The organism is Pseudomonas brassicacearum (assembly GCF_003732225.1).
GTDB classification, from domain to species: Bacteria; Pseudomonadota; Gammaproteobacteria; order Pseudomonadales; family Pseudomonadaceae; genus Aquipseudomonas; species Aquipseudomonas brassicacearum_E.
Map to the genome: position 1 here is coordinate 1 of NZ_MOBJ01000011.1, position 19,354 is coordinate 19,354.

Below are 19,354 nucleotides of genomic sequence, written 5' to 3' on the forward strand. Positions count from 1 at the left end.
ATTTTCTAGGAAGCCCGGCGTGGACTCAAATGCTTAAGTGAACAGCATTACGCCAAGGTGTGAGCCTTGGCGGGCTTTTGTTTTTGCATTGTTCGGTCTATCGCCAGGATCGCAGCCTGCGGCAGCTCCTACAGGGGTACGCAATTCCCGCGTAGGAGCTGCCGAAGGCTGCGATCTTTTGATCTTCGCTACGCCAGACGCTGCGCCTTCTCGTCTTCACCCAAACACGCCGCCGCAGTAAACAGCACATCAGTGGAGGAGTTCAACGCGGTTTCCGCCGAGTCCTGCAGCACGCCGATGATGAAGCCGACAGCCACTACTTGCATGGCAATTTCGCTCGGAATGCCAAACAGGCTGCACGCCAGCGGAATCAACAGCAGCGAACCGCCGGCTACGCCCGAAGCACCGCAGGCGCAGATTGCCGCCACCACACTGAGCAGCACGGCAGTCGGGATGTCCACGGCAATCCCCAGGGTGTGCACGGCCGCCAGGGTCAGCACGGTGATAGTAATCGCCGCACCGGCCATGTTGATGGTCGCGCCCAGCGGGATCGATACCGAATAGGTGTCCTCATGCAGACCCAAACGCTTGCTCAGCTCCAGGTTGACTGGAATGTTCGCCGCCGAACTGCGGGTGAAGAACGCGGTGATTCCGCTTTCCCGCAGGCAGGTCAGCACCAGCGGATAAGGGTTGCGGCGCAGCTTCCAGAACACGATGGCCGGGTTCATCACCAACGCCACGAACAGCATGCAGCCCAGCAGTACCGCCAGCAGGTGCAGATAGCCGATCAGCGCGCCGAAGCCCGAGGTGGCCAGCGTGGAGGCGACCAGACCGAAGATCCCCAGCGGAGCAAAACGAATCACCAGGCGCACGATCACGGTGACGCCGTTGGACAGATCACCCAGCACAGTGCGGGTCGTTTCTCCGGCATGACGGATGGCGACGCCCATGCCGATCGCCCAGGCCAGAATGCCGATGAAGTTGGCATTCATCAGTGCGCTGACCGGGTTGTCGACCACGCTCAGCAGCAGGCTTTGCAAGACCTCGGTGATCCCGCCGGGAGCGCTGATCGCTACGTCGTGGGTCGATAGCACCAGGCTTGAAGGGAACAGTGTGCTGGCCACCACCGCGACCACCGCAGCGGCAAAGGTGCCCAGCAGATACAGGAACAGAATCGGCTTGATGTGGGTTTCCTGGCCATGCTTGTGATTGGCAATCGAGGCCATCACCAGCACGAACACCAGAATCGGCGCGACGGCTTTCAGTGCCGAGACAAACACTTTGCCGATGAACGCGGTGGACTTCGCCACGTCAGGCGCGAACAGCGCCAAAGCAATACCGGCGATCAGGCCAATAACGATTTGCGTGACCAGGCTGGTGCGTTTGAGTCGTTGCAAAAGAGCAGGCGGAACAGCAGTCATAGCGGTATCTCTGATTTTTTTTAAGGTGCTGAGAGTCGAGAAACCCGGTCAACAAAAAACGGGCAGGCTGACCGGGCAAGAGCACATTGCGTCATCAGCATCGGCGGGTGAGCAAGGTTGAATTTTTTTGCGGGCGCGGACTTTATCACAGCGTAGGCTGGATCCTTCAGGCCTGTGACGATCTGCCGCCCGAGTGTTTAAGCGGATATGTCAGGTTCGTGCCGCGCTGTCGGGCACAGTCTGTTAAGCTTCGCCATCCTCTTTTTCATCTCCCCTCAGTGAGCCCTTGGGCTGTCGCTGGCGTTGTTGTTTTCTGGAGTTACCCATGCTGTTGCCCATCCTGTTGTTGTCAGCTGCCGGTTTCACCGTGCTGACCACAGAATTCATCATTGTCGGTCTGTTGCCGTCGATTGCTCGCGACCTCGACGTCAGCGTGTCCCAGGCGGGACTGCTGGTGACCTTGTTTGCGTTTACCGTCGCTGCTTTCGGACCGTTCCTGACCGCGTACTTCGCGCGCTTTGAGCGTCGGCGTCTGTTTATCAGCGTGCTGATCATGTTCGGGCTGGCGAACACCCTGGCCGCCATGGCGCCGAATATTGGCGTGATGGCTGTGGCGCGGCTGATTTCGGCATTGGGGTTGCCGGTGTTCTGGGCGTTGGCCAGTGAAACGGCAGTGGATATCGTCGGGCCGGACTACGCTGGACGGGCGATTGCCAAGATTGGTTTCGGGATTGTCTGCGCGACCGTGTTCGGGATCCCCGTCGGTACGCTGATTTCCGATGCGTTCGGCTGGCGCACGGCTTTCGGCATTCTCGCGGTGATTGCCTTTGCCAAGGCGCTGCTGCTGTTTATCTATTTGCCGAAAACCAACCTGCACAACCAGCAGGTGAGCTTCCGTTCGCAGTTCAAGATTCTGCGCAGCCCGCTGATGCAAGGGCATGTGTTGTTGTCGATTCTGGTCTTCAGCGGGATGTTTACCGCTTACACCTACCTGGCCGACATCCTTGAGCGACTGGCCGGTTTCAACGGCACGGTGGTCGGCTGGTGCCTGATGGGCTTTGGCGCGGTCGGGTTGATTGGTAACTCGCTGGGTGGGCGCATGGTCGACCGCCATCCGCTGATCGCGTCGATGGTGTTCTGTGGCTTCATGATCGGCGGCATGGTGGCGCTGGTACCGAGTATTCACTCGACGTTGGGATTGGCGGCGGCGATGGGCATCTGGGGCGTGACTCAGGCCGCATTGTTCCTGGTCAGCCATGTGCGCTTGATGAAAGCCGCTCCGCAGGCGCCGGCCTTTGCCGCGTCGCTGAATATTGCCGGGGCCAATCTGGGGATTGGCTTGGGGGCGATGGTCGGTGGGCACGTGATCGACACCTTGGGCCTCGGTAGCCTGGGGTTTGCGGCAGCCGGTTTTATCCTGGTGTCGATTGTATTGGCGCTGTTGTTGATGAAGGTCAAAGCCCCGGCTGTTTGCGCCTGAGGCATTAAAGAGCGGTAAACAACTCGCGTCGGGCACCTTCGGTAATGGCAACAATGCCGGGGTGCTTGACCTTGCGCTCCACCGAGATCGCGTAAAACGACTCGGTCACCGCGTCGGTTTGCCCGATCAACTCGACGCCGTATTGGCGTTTCACCTCGTCGGCAATCACGCTCGGACCGATGAAAATCCCGCTGCCGGATTGGCCAAACGCCTGCATCAGTGCGCTGTCATCGAACTCGCCAACTATGCGCGGCTGAATCTGCTGTTCGGCGAACCAGCGCTGTAAGCGATTGCGCACTACGGTTTCCTGCCCTGGAATCAGCAGCGGAGCGCCGTGCAGGCAGCGTGGGAAGTCTTTGCCGTAGCGTTGTGCAAGCTCCTTCGTGGCGAAAAAACTGATACCGCATTCACCGAGCTTCTGGCTGTAGCCCTTGATGTCCAGATGCGACGGCATCGGGCTGTCGGAGATCACCAGGTCCAGCCGCTGAATGGCCAGGTCGGCCAGCAAGCGTTCCAGTTTGTCCTCGCGGCAGGTAATGCGCAGCGGCTCACTCAATTCCATGGTCGGCGCGATCAGGCGATAGACGATGGATTTGGGCACCACATCGGCGACGCCCACCCGAAACAGAATCTGCTGTTCATTGGGTTGTGCCCGCAGCATGGCCTCCAGTTCGCCGCCCAACTGAAACATCTGCTCGGCGTAGGGCAGCGTCTGACGCCCGGCCTCGGACAGCTCAAGTTGCCGACCGACCCGCTGAAACAACTCTATCCCGTAGGTTTGCTCCAGCAGGCTGATCTGTCCGCTGATGGTCTGTGGGGTCAGGTTCAGCTGCTCACAGGCACGCACGATGCTGCCGGTTTTGGCCACGACCCAGAAGTAATGCAATTGCCGATAATTGAGCATGTGCGCTGCCGATTCGTAAAAACCGAAGTATAGCTGCTAAAAATACGAATTTTCCTGAAGTGTTTGTCTCCTTAGAATGCCTCGCTATCGACGGGCCATTGCCTTGGCCAAGTCCGTTCTATCGAGGAAAGCATGATGAAACTCAACTCCCTGACCGCCGCTTCGTTGCTGGTCCTCTCTGCACTGGTGCTGACGGGCTGTGATCAAGCCGAGAAAAGCGCCCAGCAACTGATGGGTAAAGCCGCCGAAACTGCCAAGCAGGCGATCGACGATACGCATAAGGCGGCAGAACAAGCGCTGAACGATGCCACCTCGAACATCGTCGGCAACAAGGAAAAGCCGGCTGGCGATGACAGCGAGAAGAAAGAAAGTTCGTCGCAGGAAATCTAATTCGTTTACCACCGAGCCAGGACTGACCCATGGAATATCTTTTACAACTTGCTGCAAGCCCCACCGCCTGGGTCGCCCTGGCGACGTTGATCGTGATGGAAATCGTGCTGGGCATCGACAACCTGATCTTCATTTCGATCCTGACCAACAAACTGCCCGTGCAACACCGTGCCAAGGCACGCCGCATCGGTATCAGCATGGCCCTGGTTCTGCGTCTGGGCTTGCTGAGCACCATCGCGTTCATCGTGCAGCTGACTGAGCCGGTGATTGAACTGTTCAACCATGCGTTCTCCTGGAAAGACATGATCCTGATCGCGGGCGGTCTGTTCCTGTTGTGGAAGGCAACCAGCGAAATCCATCACAGCATGAGCCCGTCGCCGGAGGACCCGAAGTCGCAAACGTCTGGCGTGACATTGGGCTTTGCCGCGGCAATCGGTCAGATCCTGATGCTCGATATGGTGTTTTCCATCGACAGCATCGTTACCGCTGTCGGCATGACCGAGCACTTGCCGATCATGATCATCGCGGTGCTGGTGTCGGTGCTGGTGATGTTGTTGGCCGCTGAACCTCTGGCCAAATTCATCAACGACAACCCGACGGTGGTGATGCTGGCTCTGGGCTTCCTGATCATGATCGGCATGACCCTGATCGCCGAAGGCTTCGGCGCCCACGTCCCGAAAGGCTACATCTATGCGGCCATGGCGTTCTCGGCAACGATTGAAAGCCTGAACATACTGTCGCGCCGGGTTCGGGAGAAACGGCTCGCTGCGCAAGCTGAAGCGTAAGCGGTAAGGTAAAAACACAGCGGTCGTCTGCACTCGAAAGCGTGCAGGCGGCCGTTTTTTTTGGGGGGGGATTTCAACCGGATCGATCAGTGCGCCGTAGCGTGGTGTTGCACAGGTTTCCCGGCTTTGGCGGCGGCCGCAGGTTGAACAGGCGCGTGATGGTGTCTGCGGGTTATGCGCAATACCCCCCACAGCATCGCGGCCGCTACGGCTAGCCAGCCCCCGATCAGCATCAGGATTATCATCGTCAGGCTCATCCGTGCCTCCTCCTTACCCTGCTTCGAGCACTTACTCTTTGTGAGGGGCAGTCTAGTCGCTGATGTGTTGCAGGCAATTGACCAATAGTCGTGAGTCATCAACCAGTTCGCTCTATCAGCTGCACGCAACTGCCGTTAAAGGCTATACCGCTGCTATGATCATAGTCGAAGCCGGGAGACCAATTGCCTGGCGCCTGAACAAGTGAGTGATGATGTTGCCGGTATTTTCCCGATCCCGCTTCGCCTTGCTGGCAGCGGCCTGCGTCTTGAGCCTGGCCGGTTGTGCCGGGAGCGTGCAACCTGAAATCCAGCGTCTGCCAGAGCGCGTCGAGCTCAGTGGTATGCCGTTTTACCGTGGCGAAGCCTACCAAAGCGGGCCGCAATCCCTGGCGAGCATGCTGTCCCAGCAAGGCATCGTGATTACTCCGGGGCTACTCGACAAGCCGCTGCATTTGCCGGGCGCCGAGGCACAGTTGCAGCAAAACATGCAGGACCTGGCGCGTGAATACGGGATGGTCGTGTATCCGCTGGACAGCAATCTGCCGGCGTTGTTGACCCAGGTCGCGGCGGGTTACCCGGTGCTGCTGCGCTTCAGTGAGGGCTCGGCATTCTGGAAAGAGCCGAGGTACGCCATTCTTGCCGGCTACAACCGTCACAAGCAGACAGTGCTGTTGCGTTCTGGAATGGATCGCCGCTTGTTGATGGACTTCAAGTCGTTTGAATCCGCTTTCCAGAACGCTGGTGGTTGGGCGGTGCTGATTCAGGCGCCGACCCAGATTCCGGCCAGGGTTGACCAGCAGCGCTGGCTCAAAGCCGCTGAAGATCTGGCACGGGCCGGACAGGAGCAGGCCGCAGCCAATGCGACCAAAGCGCTGACAGTCCATTAATCGAGCCGAATAAAAAACGGCGCCTTGAGGCGCCGTCATCGATAAAGGCCCCGACTCACGTCGCGGGCCTTTTTTCGTACGCTTATTTGCCGGTCTGCGCCATGCCGCTACCTTGACGATGTTGCAGGTTTTTCTCGGCTTTGTAGTGCAGGGCAACACTCGGCGCAGAAGTGCTCTTGCCGGTTTCGACCCATTGACGAATCCGTCCGGCGTCTGCGAAGTGGGTGTATTTGCCGAAAGCATCGAGAATCACCAACGACACCGGGCGATTAGCCATGCTCGTCACCAATACCAGGCAGTGGCCAGCCTGATTGGTAAAGCCGGTCTTGGTCAGCTCGATGTCCCAGTTGGCTTTGTTGATCAGGTGGTCGGTGTTGTGAAAGCCCAAGGAGTAGCTGGGCCTACGGAACGTCACGGTTTTTTCCTTGGTGGTGCTCAGTTGACTCAGCATCGGGTACTTGCGTGCCGCCTGGAGCAATTTACTCAGGTCGCGGGCCGTGGAAACGTTGTTGACCGACAGGCCGGTCGGCTCGACGTAATGGGTGCTGGTCATGCCCAGCACCTTGGCCTTGGCGTTCATTGCGGCGATAAAGGCCGCGTAACCGCCAGGGTAGTGGTGGGCCAGGCTCGCGGCGGCGCGATTTTCCGAGGACATGAGCGCAATCTGCAGCATTTCCCTGCGCGACAGTTCGCTATTGAGTTTGACTCGGGAGAACACGCCTTTCATTTCCGGGGTGTCGCTGATCGATACGGAAATGTACTCGTCCATGTTCAGCTTGGCGTCCAGCACGATCAGCCCGGTCATCAATTTGGTCACCGAGGCGATCGGCACGATCACGTCCGGGTTGCTGGCATAGATGACTTTGTTGGTTTGCAGATCGATCAGCATTGCGCTGCCGGAAGCGATGCGCAGATTTGAGGTGTCTCGGGGGGCTGCGATGGTTTCACGAGCATCGACGTTCGACGTGATGACACTGCCTGATAATGCAAAAAGAAGACTCAGGATGGAAAGACGGATTTTCACGCGAGTAGACTCGATAAATGTGGGTATACCGTTTTGCAACGGGCTGTTTCCAGAAAAGCGTTACATTTTATGAGCGTAGTTGAGGAACTGTCGAATGTTCTTCGGTGCGCAGATGAAACTCCCTGTTTTCGTCTAAAAAACGGGGGTTTACGACGAACTGACGTCGTCTGACGGTTCGGCTGAGACTCGGCGTGATGCCTTAAGCAAAGAACCCCGCCAAATGGCAGGGTTTTTTGTCTGGCTTCAGGGGAAATCTGCACTTAGCTGTGCAGGGTTTCCGCTGCGTACAAGGTGTTTTCCAGCAGGCAGGCGCGAGTCATCGGGCCTACACCGCCGGGTACTGGAGTAATCCAGCCGGCGCGGGGCAGGGCGGTCTCGTAGACCACATCGCCCACCAGTTTGCCGTCTTCCTGGCGGTTGATGCCGACGTCGATGACGATGGCGCCTTCCTTGATCCACTCGCCTTTAACGAGACCTGGCTTGCCGGCGGCGACTACGACCAGATCGGCGCGACCGACGTGGCCGGCCAGATCCTTGGTGAAGCGGTGGGTGACGGTTACGGTGCAGCCGGCCAGAAGCAGTTCCATCGCCATCGGACGACCGACGATGTTGGAAGCGCCGACGACCACTGCATCCATCCCGTAAAGATCGGCACCGGTGCTTTCCAGCAAGGTCATGATGCCTTTAGGGGTGCACGGACGCAGCAAAGGGATACGTTGTGCCAGGCGGCCGACGTTATAAGGATGGAATCCATCAACGTCTTTATCCGGACGAATGCGCTCCAGCAATTTGGAGGCGTCCAGGTGTTCAGGCAGAGGAAGCTGCAGCAGTACGCCGTCGATGTTCGGGTCGTCATTCAGACGGTCGATCAGCTCGGCCAGGGCTTGCTGGGTGGTATCGGAGGGTAGGTCATAGGCTTGGGAGAGGAAGCCGACCTCTTCACAGTCTTTACGCTTGTGCGAGACATAAACCTGAGAGGCGGGATCGCTGCCGACCAGGATCACCGCGAGGCCTGGCGTGCGCAGACCTTGCTGGCGACGCTCGGCGACACGTTTGGCGATCTGCTGGCGCAGGCTGGCGGCGATCGATTTGCCGTCGATTAGTTGTGCAGTCATTGCGCGTGATTAACCATCGAGAGGGGGAAGAAAAGAGAACGCATTCTCGCATGTCAGAACGTGAGGGCAAAGGCGCTTGGTCTGCAAATTCCCCTAAGCCCTTTAATTAAATGAATTTTTTTCAAAAAAGAGTTGACGACCTTCAGGCTCACCTATAACATTCGTCGCACTTGTCGGGCACAGCCTAGCACTGGTTAAGAAGGTCGAGCAGAGTTGATGTCTAATTCGGTGAGACTGAAAGCACTTAGTTTGTAATCGTCCAAGAATACAGATTAACAAGGCGCCCGTAGCTCAGCTGGATAGAGCATCCGCCTTCTAAGCGGATGGTCGCAGGTTCGAGTCCTGCCGGGTGCGCCATTAGGCAGCTTTGGCACAAGTAACGCAACATGGCAATATGGTGGGCGTAGCTCAGTTGGTAGAGCACGGGATTGTGACTCCCGTTGTCGAGGGTTCGATCCCCTTCGTCCACCCCATATTTAGAAAGGCGCCAGATTAATAATCTGGCGCCTTTGCTTTAAAAGCTTGATACGCGGATGTGGTGGAATTGGTAGACACACTGGATTTAGGTTCCAGCGCCGCAAGGTGTGAGAGTTCGAGTCTCTCCGTCCGCACCAGTTAAGTCGCTATGTTAATAGCAGAAAACGGCGCAGAACCTGAAAGGGTCTGCGCCGTTTTTGTTTCAGTCGGCCGTGGTTTTCCAGGCGGTCGCAGATTTTGTGCTGGTAGGGTGCTCGGTTCGTCGACAACGCGTTTTTCTCGATAATGTGTTTCTCGATGATGCCCGATATGCCCGTCGGTCTCCTTGTGAGGTCGGCAGTCAGGGATGTGACTGCCGGACCCTTCCTGCTTATATATAGAAGGCATGGAAGGGCTGGCGCAGAGACCTGGCGTGATTCGCTGTATTTGCTCCCATGGCGAGGCTCAACCGCTTGTCCCCGCCGATAAATTGCCTGCTGCTTTTTTACCCGTTTTCAGTAGGGTGACTTCTTGAGTTTGACCCACTAGAATGCATGCCCTTGATTCTGGGGTCGGAAACGGCCGGCTAACGTCTGTGCAACGAGGAATATCCATGCAAGTTTCTGTTGAAAATACTTCTGCTCTTGAGCGCCGCATGAGCATCACCGTGCCAGCTGAGCGCATTGAGACTCAAGTCAACAAGCGTCTGCAGCAGACTGCCCAAAAGGCCAAAATTGCAGGCTTCCGTCCTGGCAAAGTGCCAATGAGCGTGATCCGTCAGCGTTATGAAGCTGATGCGCGTCAGGAAGCTGTAGGCGATGTGATCCAGGCTTCTTTCTACGAAGCTATTGTCGAGCAAAAGCTGAACCCGGCTGGCGCTCCTTCGGTAGAGCCTAAAGTCCTGGAGAAGGGCAAGGATCTGGAATTCGTTGCAACGTTCGAAGTGTTCCCTGAGTTCACCGTTGCCGGTTTCGAATCCATCGCTGTCGAGCGCCTGAGCGCTGACGTGGCGGACGCCGATCTGGACAAAATGCTGGAAATCCTGCGCAAGCAGAACGTTCGTTTTGAAATTGCCGATCGTGCAGCTCAGAACGAAGACCAACTGAACATCGATTTCGTTGGCAAGGTTGACGGTGAAGTGTTCGCCGGTGGTTCCGCCAAGGGTACTCAGCTGGTTCTGGGTTCCGGCCGCATGATCCCTGGCTTCGAAGAAGGCCTGGTTGGCGCTAAAGCGGGCGAAGAGCGCGTTTTGAACCTGACCTTCCCTGAGGACTATCAGAACCTCGACCTGGCTAACAAAGCAGCCGAGTTCGCCGTGACTGTAAACACTGTTTCCGAGCCGAAACTGCCTGAATTGACCGAAGAATTCTTCGCTCAGTTCGGTATCAAAGAGTCTGGCATCGACGGTTTCCGTACCGAAGTTCGTAAGAACATGGAGCGCGAGCTGCGTCAGGCGATCAAATCCAAGGTCAAGAATCAGGTAATGGACGGTCTGCTGGCCGCCAACCCGATCGAAGTGCCAAAGGCTCTGCTGTCCAACGAGGTTGATCGTCTGCGCGTTCAGGCTGTTCAGCAGTTCGGTGGCAACATCAAGCCTGATCAACTGCCGGCCGAGCTGTTCGAAGAACAAGCCAAGCGTCGCGTTGTGCTGGGTCTGGTAGTGGCTGAAGTGGTCAAGCAATACGACCTCAAGCCTGACGAAACCCGCGTTCGCGAGCTGATTCAGGAAATGGCTTCGGCTTATCAGGAGCCTGAGCAAGTCGTGTCCTGGTACTACAAGAACGACCAGCAACTGAACGAAGTCCGTTCGGTTGTGCTGGAAGAGCAAGTTGTGGATACTGTTCTGCAGAAAGCTAGCGTGACCGATAAATCGGTCTCTTACGAAGAAGCGGTCAAGCCGGTAGAAGCTCCACAAGCCGACTGATTGTTTTTGCGTTAGAAGCACACACCATAAGCCAGCTTTCGAGCTGGCTTATGCGTATTCAAGACATAACTATTTGGGAGTGACTGCGAGACATGTCCCGCAATTCTTATTATCAGCAGAGCTCTGACATCCAGGCCGCAGGTGGTCTGGTCCCGATGGTTATCGAGCAGTCCGCCCGTGGCGAACGTGCCTATGACATCTACTCGCGCCTCCTCAAGGAACGAGTGATCTTCCTTGTCGGTCCGGTAGAAGACTACATGGCCAACCTGGTCGCGGCGCAACTGCTGTTCCTTGAAGCGGAAAACCCGGACAAGGACATCCATCTTTACATCAACTCACCAGGCGGTTCGGTGACTGCGGGCATGTCGATCTACGACACCATGCAGTTCATCAAACCTGACGTTTCCACCACCTGTATCGGTCAGGCCTGCAGCATGGGTGCTTTCCTGCTTGCCGGTGGTGCTGCGGGCAAGCGTTACTGCCTGCCGAACTCGCGCATGATGATTCACCAGCCATTGGGCGGTTTCCAGGGTCAGGCGTCGGACATCGACATCCATGCCAAGGAAATCCTTCATATCCGTTCGCGCCTGAACTCGTTGTTGGCTCATCACACCGGTCAAAGCCTCGAAACCATTGAGCGCGACACCGAGCGTGACAACTTCATGAGCGCAGAGCGTGCGGCTGAATACGGCCTGATCGACTCGGTGATCGACAAACGTAAAATGCCCGCCTAAGCAGCTCAAATGCAGGTGGTTGGTTTAACTGGCCACCAGCGGGCTTGAAAAAGCCCGCAATTGCCTTCATCTTGTGTTGCAAGCCTATCGGATTTGGATCGATCGAATGACTGACACCCGCAACGGCGAGGACAACGGCAAGCTGCTCTATTGCTCCTTCTGTGGCAAAAGCCAGCATGAAGTGCGCAAATTGATTGCCGGCCCCTCGGTCTTTATCTGCGACGAGTGCGTCGACCTGTGCAACGACATCATCCGCGAGGAGGTGCAGGAAGCACAGGCAGAAAGCAGCGCGCATAAATTGCCTTCGCCTAAAGAAATCAGTGGCATCCTTGATCAGTACGTGATTGGTCAGGAGCGTGCGAAAAAGGTTTTGGCCGTAGCGGTATATAACCACTACAAACGCCTCAACCAGCGTGACAAAAAGAATGACGATGTCGAGCTCGGCAAAAGCAACATCTTGCTGATCGGCCCTACAGGCTCGGGTAAAACCCTGCTTGCTGAAACACTGGCCCGTTTGCTGAATGTGCCTTTCACCATCGCTGACGCAACCACCCTCACCGAGGCGGGTTACGTAGGTGAAGACGTTGAAAACATTATTCAGAAACTGTTGCAGAAGTGCGATTACGACGTAGAAAAGGCCCAAATGGGCATTGTCTACATCGATGAAATCGACAAGATTTCGCGCAAGTCCGACAACCCGTCGATCACCCGGGACGTTTCCGGTGAAGGCGTGCAGCAGGCCCTGCTCAAGTTGATCGAAGGTACGGTCGCTTCCGTTCCGCCTCAAGGTGGTCGCAAGCACCCGCAGCAGGAATTCCTTCAGGTTGACACCCGTAACATCCTGTTCATCTGCGGCGGTGCGTTCTCCGGTCTGGAAAAGGTTATTCAAAACCGTTCCACCCGTGGCGGCATTGGCTTCAACGCAGAAGTTCGCAGCAAGGAAGAAGGCAAGAAGGTGGGTGAGTCCCTGCGTGAAGTCGAGCCTGACGATCTGGTCAAGTTCGGTCTGATCCCGGAATTCGTCGGTCGTCTGCCGGTTCTTGCGACGCTGGACGAGCTCGACGAGGCTGCGCTGATGCAGATCCTCACCGAGCCGAAAAATGCTCTGACCAAACAGTATGCCAAGCTGTTCGAGATGGAAGGCGTAGACCTGGAGTTCCGGGCCGACGCACTGAAATCGGTCGCCAAGCGCGCACTGGAACGTAAAACCGGTGCTCGTGGATTGCGCTCGATCCTCGAAGGTGTGCTGCTCGACACTATGTATGAAATCCCCTCGCAGTCCGAGGTGAGTAAAGTAGTGATCGATGAAAGCGTTATAGAAGGCAAGTCCAAGCCACTGTATATCTACGAAAACAGTGAGCCGGCTGCCAAGGCAGCGCCAGACGCGTAAGCGTCGCACTGCTGGATTAAAGAAGGGGCCTTCGGGCCCCTTTGCTTTTGTAGGAGCTGCCGCAGGCTGTGATCTTTTAAGTGGTTTTCTAATCAGCTTGTTTTTTTCGAAAGCAGCCCCCATCTTGGTTTCAAGCTTACTTCCATCTGTTTCCGGCCTTATGGCCGCCGTAGAGGCGAAATCATGAAGACAACCATCGAATTGCCTCTCCTGCCATTGCGTGATGTTGTGGTTTATCCGCACATGGTTATCCCGCTGTTCGTGGGGCGCGAGAAATCTATCGAAGCCCTCGAGGCCGCGATGACGGGCGACAAGCAGATCCTTCTGCTGGCTCAGAGAAACCCTGCTGACGACGATCCCGGTGAAGACGCACTTTATCGCGTAGGTACCATCGCGACGGTTCTGCAGCTGCTCAAGCTGCCTGACGGCACGGTCAAAGTGCTGGTTGAAGGCGAGCAACGGGGCGCGGTCGAGCGTTTCAGTGAAGTCGACGGCCATTGCCGTGCCGAGGTTTCGCTGATTGACGAAGTCGAAGCTCCCGAGCGCGAGTCGGAAGTGTTTGTCCGCAGCTTGCTGTCGCAATTTGAGCAATACGTTCAGTTGGGCAAGAAGGTTCCGGCTGAAGTCCTGTCGTCGCTCAACAGCATCGATGAGCCAAGCCGCCTGGTCGATACCATGGCCGCGCACATGGCGCTGAAGATCGAGCAGAAGCAGGAAATCCTCGAAATCATCGATTTGTCGGCTCGGGTCGAGCACGTTCTGGCATTGCTGGACGCCGAAATCGATTTGCTGCAAGTCGAAAAACGTATTCGTGGCCGCGTCAAAAAGCAAATGGAGCGCAGCCAGCGCGAGTACTACCTGAATGAGCAGATGAAGGCCATTCAGAAAGAGCTGGGCGATAGCGAAGAAGGCCATAACGAAGTCGAAGAGCTGAAAAAGCGCATCGATGCCGCAGGTTTGCCAAAAGACGCGCTGATCAAGGCCCAGGCCGAGCTGAACAAGCTCAAGCAAATGTCACCGATGTCTGCCGAAGCGACCGTTGTGCGGTCCTACCTCGACTGGCTGGTGCAGGTGCCGTGGAAGGCGCAAAGCAAGGTTCGCCTGGATCTTGCGCGCGCAGAAGACATTCTCGACGCCGACCACTATGGTCTGGAGGAAGTCAAAGAGCGGATTCTCGAATACCTCGCCGTGCAAAAACGCGTGAAGAAAATTCGCGGCCCGGTGTTGTGCCTGGTCGGTCCTCCAGGGGTTGGTAAAACCTCCCTGGCGGAGTCGATTGCTCACGCAACAAACCGCAAATTCGTACGCATGGCCCTCGGCGGCGTACGCGACGAGGCGGAAATTCGTGGTCATCGCCGGACTTATATCGGTTCGATGCCAGGAAGATTGATTCAAAAGATGACAAAGGTTGGCGTGCGCAACCCACTTTTCCTGCTCGACGAAATCGACAAGATGGGCAGCGACATGCGTGGCGATCCGGCGTCGGCTTTGCTGGAAGTGCTCGATCCTGAGCAAAACCACAATTTCAACGATCACTATCTGGAAGTCGACTACGACCTGTCCGATGTGATGTTCCTTTGCACCTCGAACTCGATGAACATTCCACCGGCGCTGCTCGACCGGATGGAAGTGATTCGTCTGCCGGGTTACACCGAAGACGAGAAGATCAACATTGCCGTCAAGTACCTTTCGCCCAAGCAGATTCAGGCCAACGGCTTGAAAAAAGGCGAGCTGGAATTCGACGCCGAGGCGATCCGCGACATCATTCGTTACTACACCCGGGAAGCCGGTGTACGTGGGCTTGAGCGCCAGATTGCCAAGGTTTGCCGCAAGGCGGTAAAAGAGCACGCGATGGAAAAACGCTTCTCGGTGAAGGTCACTGCCGAGCTGCTGGAACACTTCCTCGGCGTGCGTAAGTTCCGCTACGGGCTGGCCGAGCAACAAGACCAGATCGGTCAAGTGACGGGTCTGGCCTGGACTCAGGTGGGCGGCGAGTTGCTGACCATCGAAGCTGCGGTAGTGCCGGGTAAAGGTCAGTTGATCAAGACCGGTTCGCTGGGCGATGTCATGGTCGAATCGATCACTGCAGCGCTGACGGTTGTTCGCAGCCGCGCGAAAAGCCTGGGGATCCCGCTGGACTTCCACGAGAAGCGCGACACCCACATCCACATGCCGGAAGGGGCGACGCCCAAAGACGGTCCTAGTGCGGGTGTAGGCATGTGCACAGCGCTGGTGTCAGCTTTGACCGGGATTCCTGTGCGTGCCGATGTTGCCATGACCGGTGAAATCACCTTGCGCGGCCAGGTTCTGGCGATCGGTGGTCTTAAGGAAAAACTGCTGGCGGCCCACCGCGGCGGAATCAAGACGGTGATCATTCCTGAAGAGAATGTTCGCGATTTGAAGGAAATTCCTGACAATATCAAGCAAGATCTTCAGATTAAACCGGTTAAATGGATTGACGAAGTCCTGCAAATTGCGCTGCAATACGCGCCGGAGCCCTTGCCGGATGTGGCTCCCGAGATAGTTGCAAAGGATGAGAAGCGCGAGTCTGACTCTAAGGAAAGAATTAGCACGCACTAGTACGTATTAGCCTGGGGGGCTTTCTTGACAGCTTTTTAGAGCCCTTGTTATAAAGCGGCTCTTAAGTGTCTGTAGGCCATTCAGCACTCGTTTTTGCTTTCACCAAAAAACTTAGAATCATCTCAAATAGATATAAGGGGACTTAGAGTGAACAAGTCGGAACTGATTGATGCTATCGCTGCATCCGCTGATATCCCGAAAGCCGCTGCTGGCCGTGCGCTGGACGCTGTAATCGAATCCGTCACTGGCGCTCTCAAGGCTGGCGACTCTGTTGTTCTGGTTGGTTTCGGTACTTTCTCCGTCACTGATCGTCCAGCTCGTATTGGTCGTAACCCACAGACCGGTAAGACGCTGGAAATCGCAGCAGCCAAAAAACCAGGTTTCAAAGCCGGTAAAGCACTGAAAGAAGCTGTTAACTAAGCCTCACTCGGTTTTTTGCCTATCCGGGTCGGGGTCATTCCTGACTTGGCAGCGGAGCGGTAGTTCAGTCGGTCAGAATACCGGCCTGTCACGCCGGGGGTCGCGGGTTCGAGCCCCCGTCCGCTCCGCCAGTTACGAGAAGGCGCATCCTCGGATGCGCCTTTCTTCTATCCGGATTCTACCCACGCTCCACGGTTGCCTAAATTGAAGTTCAACCGTTTCTGGGGGACGCATGCTGCAGAATATCAGGGACAATTCACAAGGCTGGATTGCCAAGACCATTATCGGGGTCATCGTTGCACTGATGGCTTTGACCGGTTTCGACGCCATTTTCAAAGCCACTACCCACCGCAACGATGCGGCCAAGGTGAATGGTGAGGAAATCAGCCAGAACGAGCTGAGCCAGGCGGTTGATATGCAACGCCGTCAGCTCATGCAACAGCTGGGCAAGGATTTCGATGCTTCCTTGCTGGACGAAAAAATGTTGCGCGAAGCGGCTCTGAAAGGGCTGATCGACCGCAAACTGTTGCTGCAAGGCGCAGAAAAATCGAAATTCGCTTTCTCCGAAGCTGCACTGGACCAAGTGATCCTGCAAACACCTGAATTCCAGGTCGACGGCAAGTTCAGTCCTGAGCGTTTCGATCAGGTGATTCGTCAGTTGGGCTACAGCCGTATGCAGTTCCGCCAGATGCTGGCTCAGGAAATGCTGATCGGCCAACTGCGTGCCGGTCTGGCAGGTAGCGGTTTCGTCACTGATGCACAGGTTCAGGCTTTCGCCCGTCTGGAAAAACAGACCCGCGACTTCGCCACCCTGAGCGTCAAGGCAGATCCAGCGGCGGTGAAACTGACCGACGAAGAGGTCAAGGCTTACTACGACGAGCACGCCAAAGAGTTCATGACACCGGATCAGGTGGTCATCGATTACCTCGAGTTGAAGAAGGCTTCCTTCTTTGATCAGGTCGCCGTCAAGGACGAAGACCTGCAAGCGCTGTATCAGAAAGAAACCGCGAACCTGGCCGAACAACGTCGGGCTGCGCACATTCTGATCGAAGTGAATGACAAGGTGAGCGAGGCGCAAGCCAAGGCGAAGATCGAAGAGATTCAGGCACGTCTGGCCAAAGGTGAAAGCTTCGAGGCCCTGGCCAAGGAGTTCTCGCAGGACCCGGGTTCGGCAGCCAATGGCGGTGACCTCGGTTACGCTGGCCCAGGTGTTTACGATCCGCTCTTTGAGAAAGCGCTGTATGCGTTGAACAAGGATCAGGTATCGGTGCCGGTGCGCACTGAATTCGGTTTCCACTTGATCAAGCTGTTGGGTGTTGAAGCACCTCAAGTGCCAAGCTTCGCCAGCCTGAAAGACAAGCTGACCAAGGAACTGAAAACCCAGCAGGTCGAGCAGCGCTTTGTTGACGCGACCAAACAGCTGGAAGACTCCGCGTTCGAAGCTTCCGATCTGGTTCAACCCGCTCAGGACCTGAAGCTGACCGTTCACACGTCCGCGCCGTTTGGCCGTGAAGGTGGCGAAGGTATCGCGGCCAACCGCGCCGTGGTCACTGCAGCATTCAGCCCGGAAGTACTGGATGAAGGTGCCAACAGCACCGGCATCGAACTGGATCCGGAAACTGTCGTGGTGCTGCGTGCCAAAGAGCATCGCAAGCCTGAACAGCTGCCGCTGGAAAGCGTCGCTGCGAGCATCCGCGTGCAATTGACCAAGGAGCACGCCAGTGCTGCTGCCAAGACCAAGGCTGATGAGCTGATCGCCAGCCTGCGCGATGGCAAGACGCCGCTCGCCGGTCAAAGCTGGAAAGTCACCAACGCGGCGACTCGCGCTCAGGAAGGGGTTGACCCAACCGTGCTGCAAGCGTTGTTCCGCATGCCAAAGCCTGCCGCCAAGGACAAGCCGACATTCAGCAGCGTGACCCTGACCGATGGTAGTCTGGTGATCGTACGCCTGAACGGGGTGAACGAAGCCGCTGCGCCTTCTGAAGAAGAGAAGGCTCAGTATCGTCGCTTCCTCGCATCGCGCATTGGCCAGCAAGACTTTGCTGCCTATCGCAAGCAGCTGGAAAGCCAGGCAGACATCAAGCGTTACTGATGCCTGACTGACTCCGTTGGTGGTAAACAAAGACCCTGGCCGAAAGGCCGGGGTCTTTTGTTTTGTGCGGTTCAAGGGCTGGCTGGATTCTGTGGCCATCCAGTCGCCACGCGGTGGCCAAATTGCGGGTGTTTATCGATCATTTGTGCGTACGACTTTTTCCGGTAAACGATGGTCAGTAGACTTGTATCGTTTACAAGACACTAATCCATGCGCCGTTACGGGGTGATCTGTTGCACAATACACCCCGGATCGTTTTATTCAGGATGTTCAATGTTCAAATCATTCCACGTGCGTGCCGCCGGGCTGGCGTTGGTACTGGCGGCTGCAGCCGGTTGTACCAAGGAACAGGCCATCTATGAGCATGAAAATTTCGATGATTCCGGGACGTTTTCACGCAAATACCCGGTTACCGATGTCGCTTCCTGCGAGGCCGCTCGTCGGGCGTTGTTGAGCCAGGGCTACATCATCACCAGCACTGACCCGAAACTGGTCAGCGGTCACAAGAGCTTTCAGCAGACCGGCGACACGCATATGGAGATCAGCTTCAACGTGGTCTGCGCCGAAGACAGCAAGCATCATGCGACGATGTTCGCCAATGCCTTGCAGGACCGCTATGCATTGAAGAAAACCAACAACTCCGCCAGCTTGGGCGTCGGTGTGTTGGGCTCGGTGTCGATGCCGATTGGTTCTTCCGATGACTCGATGGTCAAGGTTGCCAGTGAAACCGTGTCGTCCGGGAAGTTCTACGAGCGGTTTTTCACGCTGGTCGAACTGTTCCTGCCACCTGAAGCGAAGAAAGAGGCGCATATCGTCGAGAAGCCAAAGACCGATCTGGGTGTGCCTGAACCCACGCCAGCCCCTGCAGCGCCAGCACCCGAGCCCGCAGCGACGCCAACACCCGCGCCAACTCCAGCGCCGGTCGCACCAGCGGCGGCCGAGCCGGTGACGGCTGCACCAGCGCCAGCTCCAGCGGTGAGTGCGCCGATAGAGCCGGTCTCTGCCGCATCGGCGCCTGTGGCGTCGTCGATTGCACCTGCGAGCAATGTCGAGCCGACACCGGCCTCTGAAGTTATCACGCCACCGGCGAATCCGAGCTCGTTGCCGGCGCCGACCGAGCCGATTCCGGCATTGCCATCGTCCGGCAAGTAATCTGAATCCGAGCGCTGCGGGGCGAGTCCCGCAGCGGTTGTTCAGAATCATCTGCGCCACCAAAGGCTGATTTTCGTCAGCTTTTATTCAAAGTCTCCCGTGATAAATTCTTGAGTGCCTGCTACGTTTTATTAGCAGGACGCTTGCGTGTACCTGCGTCATTTTTCTTTCATGCGGGCACTTTATGCTGATGACGAAGGTCATTGGTACAGCGGTTTTAACTCGACTCAGAAGGACATCCCGATGGACGATTATCAAGAAGAGCTGCTTGAATATCAGGCATTTGAACTGGACCCACTGGAACCAGCCGAAGACGCCACAGAGTTGTAACAAAGCAGCTGCA

16 protein-coding genes, 4 tRNA genes and 1 pseudogene are annotated in these 19,354 nt (G+C 56.5%); 17 read left to right on the top strand and 4 right to left on the bottom strand.

Annotation, left to right across the window (positions count from 1 at the left end):
• Positions 1 to 188 precede the first annotated feature (188 nt).
• Positions 189 to 1,421 (bottom strand): serine/threonine transporter SstT, encoded by a 1,233-nt coding sequence (gene sstT / locus BK659_RS17940; protein WP_123426333.1) that lies wholly within the window; start codon positions 1,419 to 1,421, stop codon positions 189 to 191.
• A 325-nt stretch (positions 1,422 to 1,746) separates the two neighbouring features.
• Between sstT and BK659_RS17945 the strand changes: the two genes are divergently transcribed.
• Positions 1,747 to 2,901: an MFS transporter gene (locus tag BK659_RS17945; RefSeq protein ID WP_123426334.1), complete on the top strand. Its 1,155-nt coding sequence runs from the start codon at positions 1,747 to 1,749 to the stop codon at positions 2,899 to 2,901.
• Positions 2,902 to 2,905: 4 nt separating this feature from the next.
• Here BK659_RS17945 and nhaR read toward each other — a convergent pair whose 3' ends face one another.
• Positions 2,906 to 3,805: a transcriptional activator NhaR gene (nhaR, locus tag BK659_RS17950; protein WP_123426335.1), complete on the bottom strand. Its 900-nt coding sequence runs from the start codon at positions 3,803 to 3,805 to the stop codon at positions 2,906 to 2,908.
• A gap of 135 nt (positions 3,806 to 3,940) precedes the next feature.
• Here nhaR and BK659_RS17955 point away from each other — a divergent pair, with 135 nt between their 5' ends.
• The 3 genes from BK659_RS17955 to BK659_RS17965 all read left to right on the top strand — a co-directional run bounded on the left by BK659_RS17955 (position 3,941) and on the right by BK659_RS17965 (position 6,124).
• The gene (locus tag BK659_RS17955) at positions 3,941 to 4,195 is read left to right on the top strand and encodes a hypothetical protein (RefSeq protein ID WP_123426336.1); all 255 of its coding nucleotides are present in this window, start codon (positions 3,941 to 3,943) and stop codon (positions 4,193 to 4,195) included.
• A gap of 29 nt (positions 4,196 to 4,224) precedes the next feature.
• Positions 4,225 to 4,980 (top strand): TerC family protein, encoded by a 756-nt coding sequence (locus tag BK659_RS17960; RefSeq protein WP_123426337.1) that lies wholly within the window; start codon positions 4,225 to 4,227, stop codon positions 4,978 to 4,980.
• Positions 4,981 to 5,446: 466 nt separating this feature from the next.
• The gene (locus BK659_RS17965) at positions 5,447 to 6,124 is read left to right on the top strand and encodes a peptidase C39 family protein (protein ID WP_123426338.1); all 678 of its coding nucleotides are present in this window, start codon (positions 5,447 to 5,449) and stop codon (positions 6,122 to 6,124) included.
• An 82-nt stretch (positions 6,125 to 6,206) separates the two neighbouring features.
• Here the strand turns inward: BK659_RS17965 and pbpG are convergent, their stop codons facing one another.
• Entirely contained in the window at positions 6,207 to 7,148 is a 942-nt protein-coding gene (gene pbpG / locus BK659_RS17970) for a D-alanyl-D-alanine endopeptidase (RefSeq protein ID WP_123426339.1), read from the bottom strand.
• A 260-nt stretch (positions 7,149 to 7,408) separates the two neighbouring features.
• Positions 7,409 to 8,263: a bifunctional methylenetetrahydrofolate dehydrogenase/methenyltetrahydrofolate cyclohydrolase FolD gene (gene folD / locus BK659_RS17975; protein ID WP_123426340.1), complete on the bottom strand. Its 855-nt coding sequence runs from the start codon at positions 8,261 to 8,263 to the stop codon at positions 7,409 to 7,411.
• A 280-nt stretch (positions 8,264 to 8,543) separates the two neighbouring features.
• On the opposite strand from folD, the gene BK659_RS17980 reads away from it, so the two are divergent.
• The 13 genes and pseudogenes from BK659_RS17980 to BK659_RS18040 all read left to right on the top strand — a co-directional run bounded on the left by BK659_RS17980 (position 8,544) and on the right by BK659_RS18040 (position 19,341).
• Positions 8,544 to 8,620 (top strand) — tRNA-Arg (locus tag BK659_RS17980).
• A 40-nt stretch (positions 8,621 to 8,660) separates the two neighbouring features.
• Positions 8,661 to 8,736 (top strand) — tRNA-His (locus tag BK659_RS17985).
• A 56-nt stretch (positions 8,737 to 8,792) separates the two neighbouring features.
• A tRNA-Leu gene (locus BK659_RS17990) sits at positions 8,793 to 8,877 on the top strand.
• 455 nt (positions 8,878 to 9,332) lie between these two features.
• On the top strand, positions 9,333 to 10,643 hold the full coding sequence (gene tig / locus BK659_RS17995) for a trigger factor (RefSeq protein WP_123426341.1): 1,311 nt from the start codon (positions 9,333 to 9,335) through the stop codon (positions 10,641 to 10,643).
• Between the two features lie 92 nt (positions 10,644 to 10,735).
• Complete coding sequence (gene clpP / locus BK659_RS18000; RefSeq protein ID WP_019692758.1) at positions 10,736 to 11,377, top strand: ATP-dependent Clp endopeptidase proteolytic subunit ClpP; 642 nt, start codon at positions 10,736 to 10,738, stop codon at positions 11,375 to 11,377.
• Positions 11,378 to 11,483: 106 nt separating this feature from the next.
• Positions 11,484 to 12,767 carry an ATP-dependent Clp protease ATP-binding subunit ClpX gene (gene clpX / locus BK659_RS18005; protein ID WP_054596541.1) on the top strand — a complete coding sequence of 428 codons (1,284 nt, stop codon included), beginning with the start codon at positions 11,484 to 11,486 and terminating at the stop codon, positions 12,765 to 12,767.
• Positions 12,768 to 12,950: 183 nt separating this feature from the next.
• Positions 12,951 to 15,347: an endopeptidase La gene (lon, locus tag BK659_RS18010; protein WP_123426342.1), complete on the top strand. Its 2,397-nt coding sequence runs from the start codon at positions 12,951 to 12,953 to the stop codon at positions 15,345 to 15,347.
• 147 nt (positions 15,348 to 15,494) lie between these two features.
• Positions 15,495 to 15,767, top strand: a complete 273-nt coding sequence (locus BK659_RS18015) for an HU family DNA-binding protein (protein ID WP_002552737.1) — start codon at positions 15,495 to 15,497, stop codon at positions 15,765 to 15,767.
• 53 nt (positions 15,768 to 15,820) lie between these two features.
• A tRNA-Asp gene (locus BK659_RS18020) sits at positions 15,821 to 15,898 on the top strand.
• A gap of 101 nt (positions 15,899 to 15,999) precedes the next feature.
• Positions 16,000 to 17,859 (top strand): SurA N-terminal domain-containing protein, encoded by a 1,860-nt coding sequence (locus BK659_RS18025; RefSeq protein ID WP_123426343.1) that lies wholly within the window; start codon positions 16,000 to 16,002, stop codon positions 17,857 to 17,859.
• An 83-nt stretch (positions 17,860 to 17,942) separates the two neighbouring features.
• Positions 17,943 to 18,041 (top strand): annotated as a pseudogene (locus BK659_RS28055) (LysR family transcriptional regulator); the annotation flags it as partial.
• A gap of 91 nt (positions 18,042 to 18,132) precedes the next feature.
• The gene (locus BK659_RS18035) at positions 18,133 to 19,011 is read left to right on the top strand and encodes a DUF2242 domain-containing protein (RefSeq protein WP_123426344.1); all 879 of its coding nucleotides are present in this window, start codon (positions 18,133 to 18,135) and stop codon (positions 19,009 to 19,011) included.
• Between the two features lie 147 nt (positions 19,012 to 19,158).
• Positions 19,159 to 19,341 carry a hypothetical protein gene (locus tag BK659_RS18040; RefSeq protein WP_123426345.1) on the top strand — a complete coding sequence of 61 codons (183 nt, stop codon included), beginning with the start codon at positions 19,159 to 19,161 and terminating at the stop codon, positions 19,339 to 19,341.
• Positions 19,342 to 19,354: the final 13 nt, after the last annotated feature.

What these genes read in the sequence shown, in the direction of transcription:
- sstT (WP_123426333.1), bottom strand. Translation starts at nt 1,421, where the DNA reads ATGACTGCTGTTCCGCCTGCTCTTTTGCAACGACTCAAACGCACCAGC.
- BK659_RS17945 (WP_123426334.1), top strand. Translation starts at nt 1,747, where the DNA reads ATGCTGTTGCCCATCCTGTTGTTGTCAGCTGCCGGTTTCACCGTGCTG.
- nhaR (WP_123426335.1), bottom strand. Translation starts at nt 3,805, where the DNA reads ATGCTCAATTATCGGCAATTGCATTACTTCTGGGTCGTGGCCAAAACC.
- BK659_RS17955 (WP_123426336.1), top strand. Translation starts at nt 3,941, where the DNA reads ATGAAACTCAACTCCCTGACCGCCGCTTCGTTGCTGGTCCTCTCTGCA.
- BK659_RS17960 (WP_123426337.1), top strand. Translation starts at nt 4,225, where the DNA reads ATGGAATATCTTTTACAACTTGCTGCAAGCCCCACCGCCTGGGTCGCC.
- BK659_RS17965 (WP_123426338.1), top strand. Translation starts at nt 5,447, where the DNA reads ATGATGTTGCCGGTATTTTCCCGATCCCGCTTCGCCTTGCTGGCAGCG.
- folD (WP_123426340.1), bottom strand. Translation starts at nt 8,263, where the DNA reads ATGACTGCACAACTAATCGACGGCAAATCGATCGCCGCCAGCCTGCGC.
- tig (WP_123426341.1), top strand. Translation starts at nt 9,333, where the DNA reads ATGCAAGTTTCTGTTGAAAATACTTCTGCTCTTGAGCGCCGCATGAGC.
- clpP (WP_019692758.1), top strand. Translation starts at nt 10,736, where the DNA reads ATGTCCCGCAATTCTTATTATCAGCAGAGCTCTGACATCCAGGCCGCA.
- clpX (WP_054596541.1), top strand. Translation starts at nt 11,484, where the DNA reads ATGACTGACACCCGCAACGGCGAGGACAACGGCAAGCTGCTCTATTGC.
- lon (WP_123426342.1), top strand. Translation starts at nt 12,951, where the DNA reads ATGAAGACAACCATCGAATTGCCTCTCCTGCCATTGCGTGATGTTGTG.
- BK659_RS18025 (WP_123426343.1), top strand. Translation starts at nt 16,000, where the DNA reads ATGCTGCAGAATATCAGGGACAATTCACAAGGCTGGATTGCCAAGACC.
- BK659_RS18035 (WP_123426344.1), top strand. Translation starts at nt 18,133, where the DNA reads ATGTTCAAATCATTCCACGTGCGTGCCGCCGGGCTGGCGTTGGTACTG.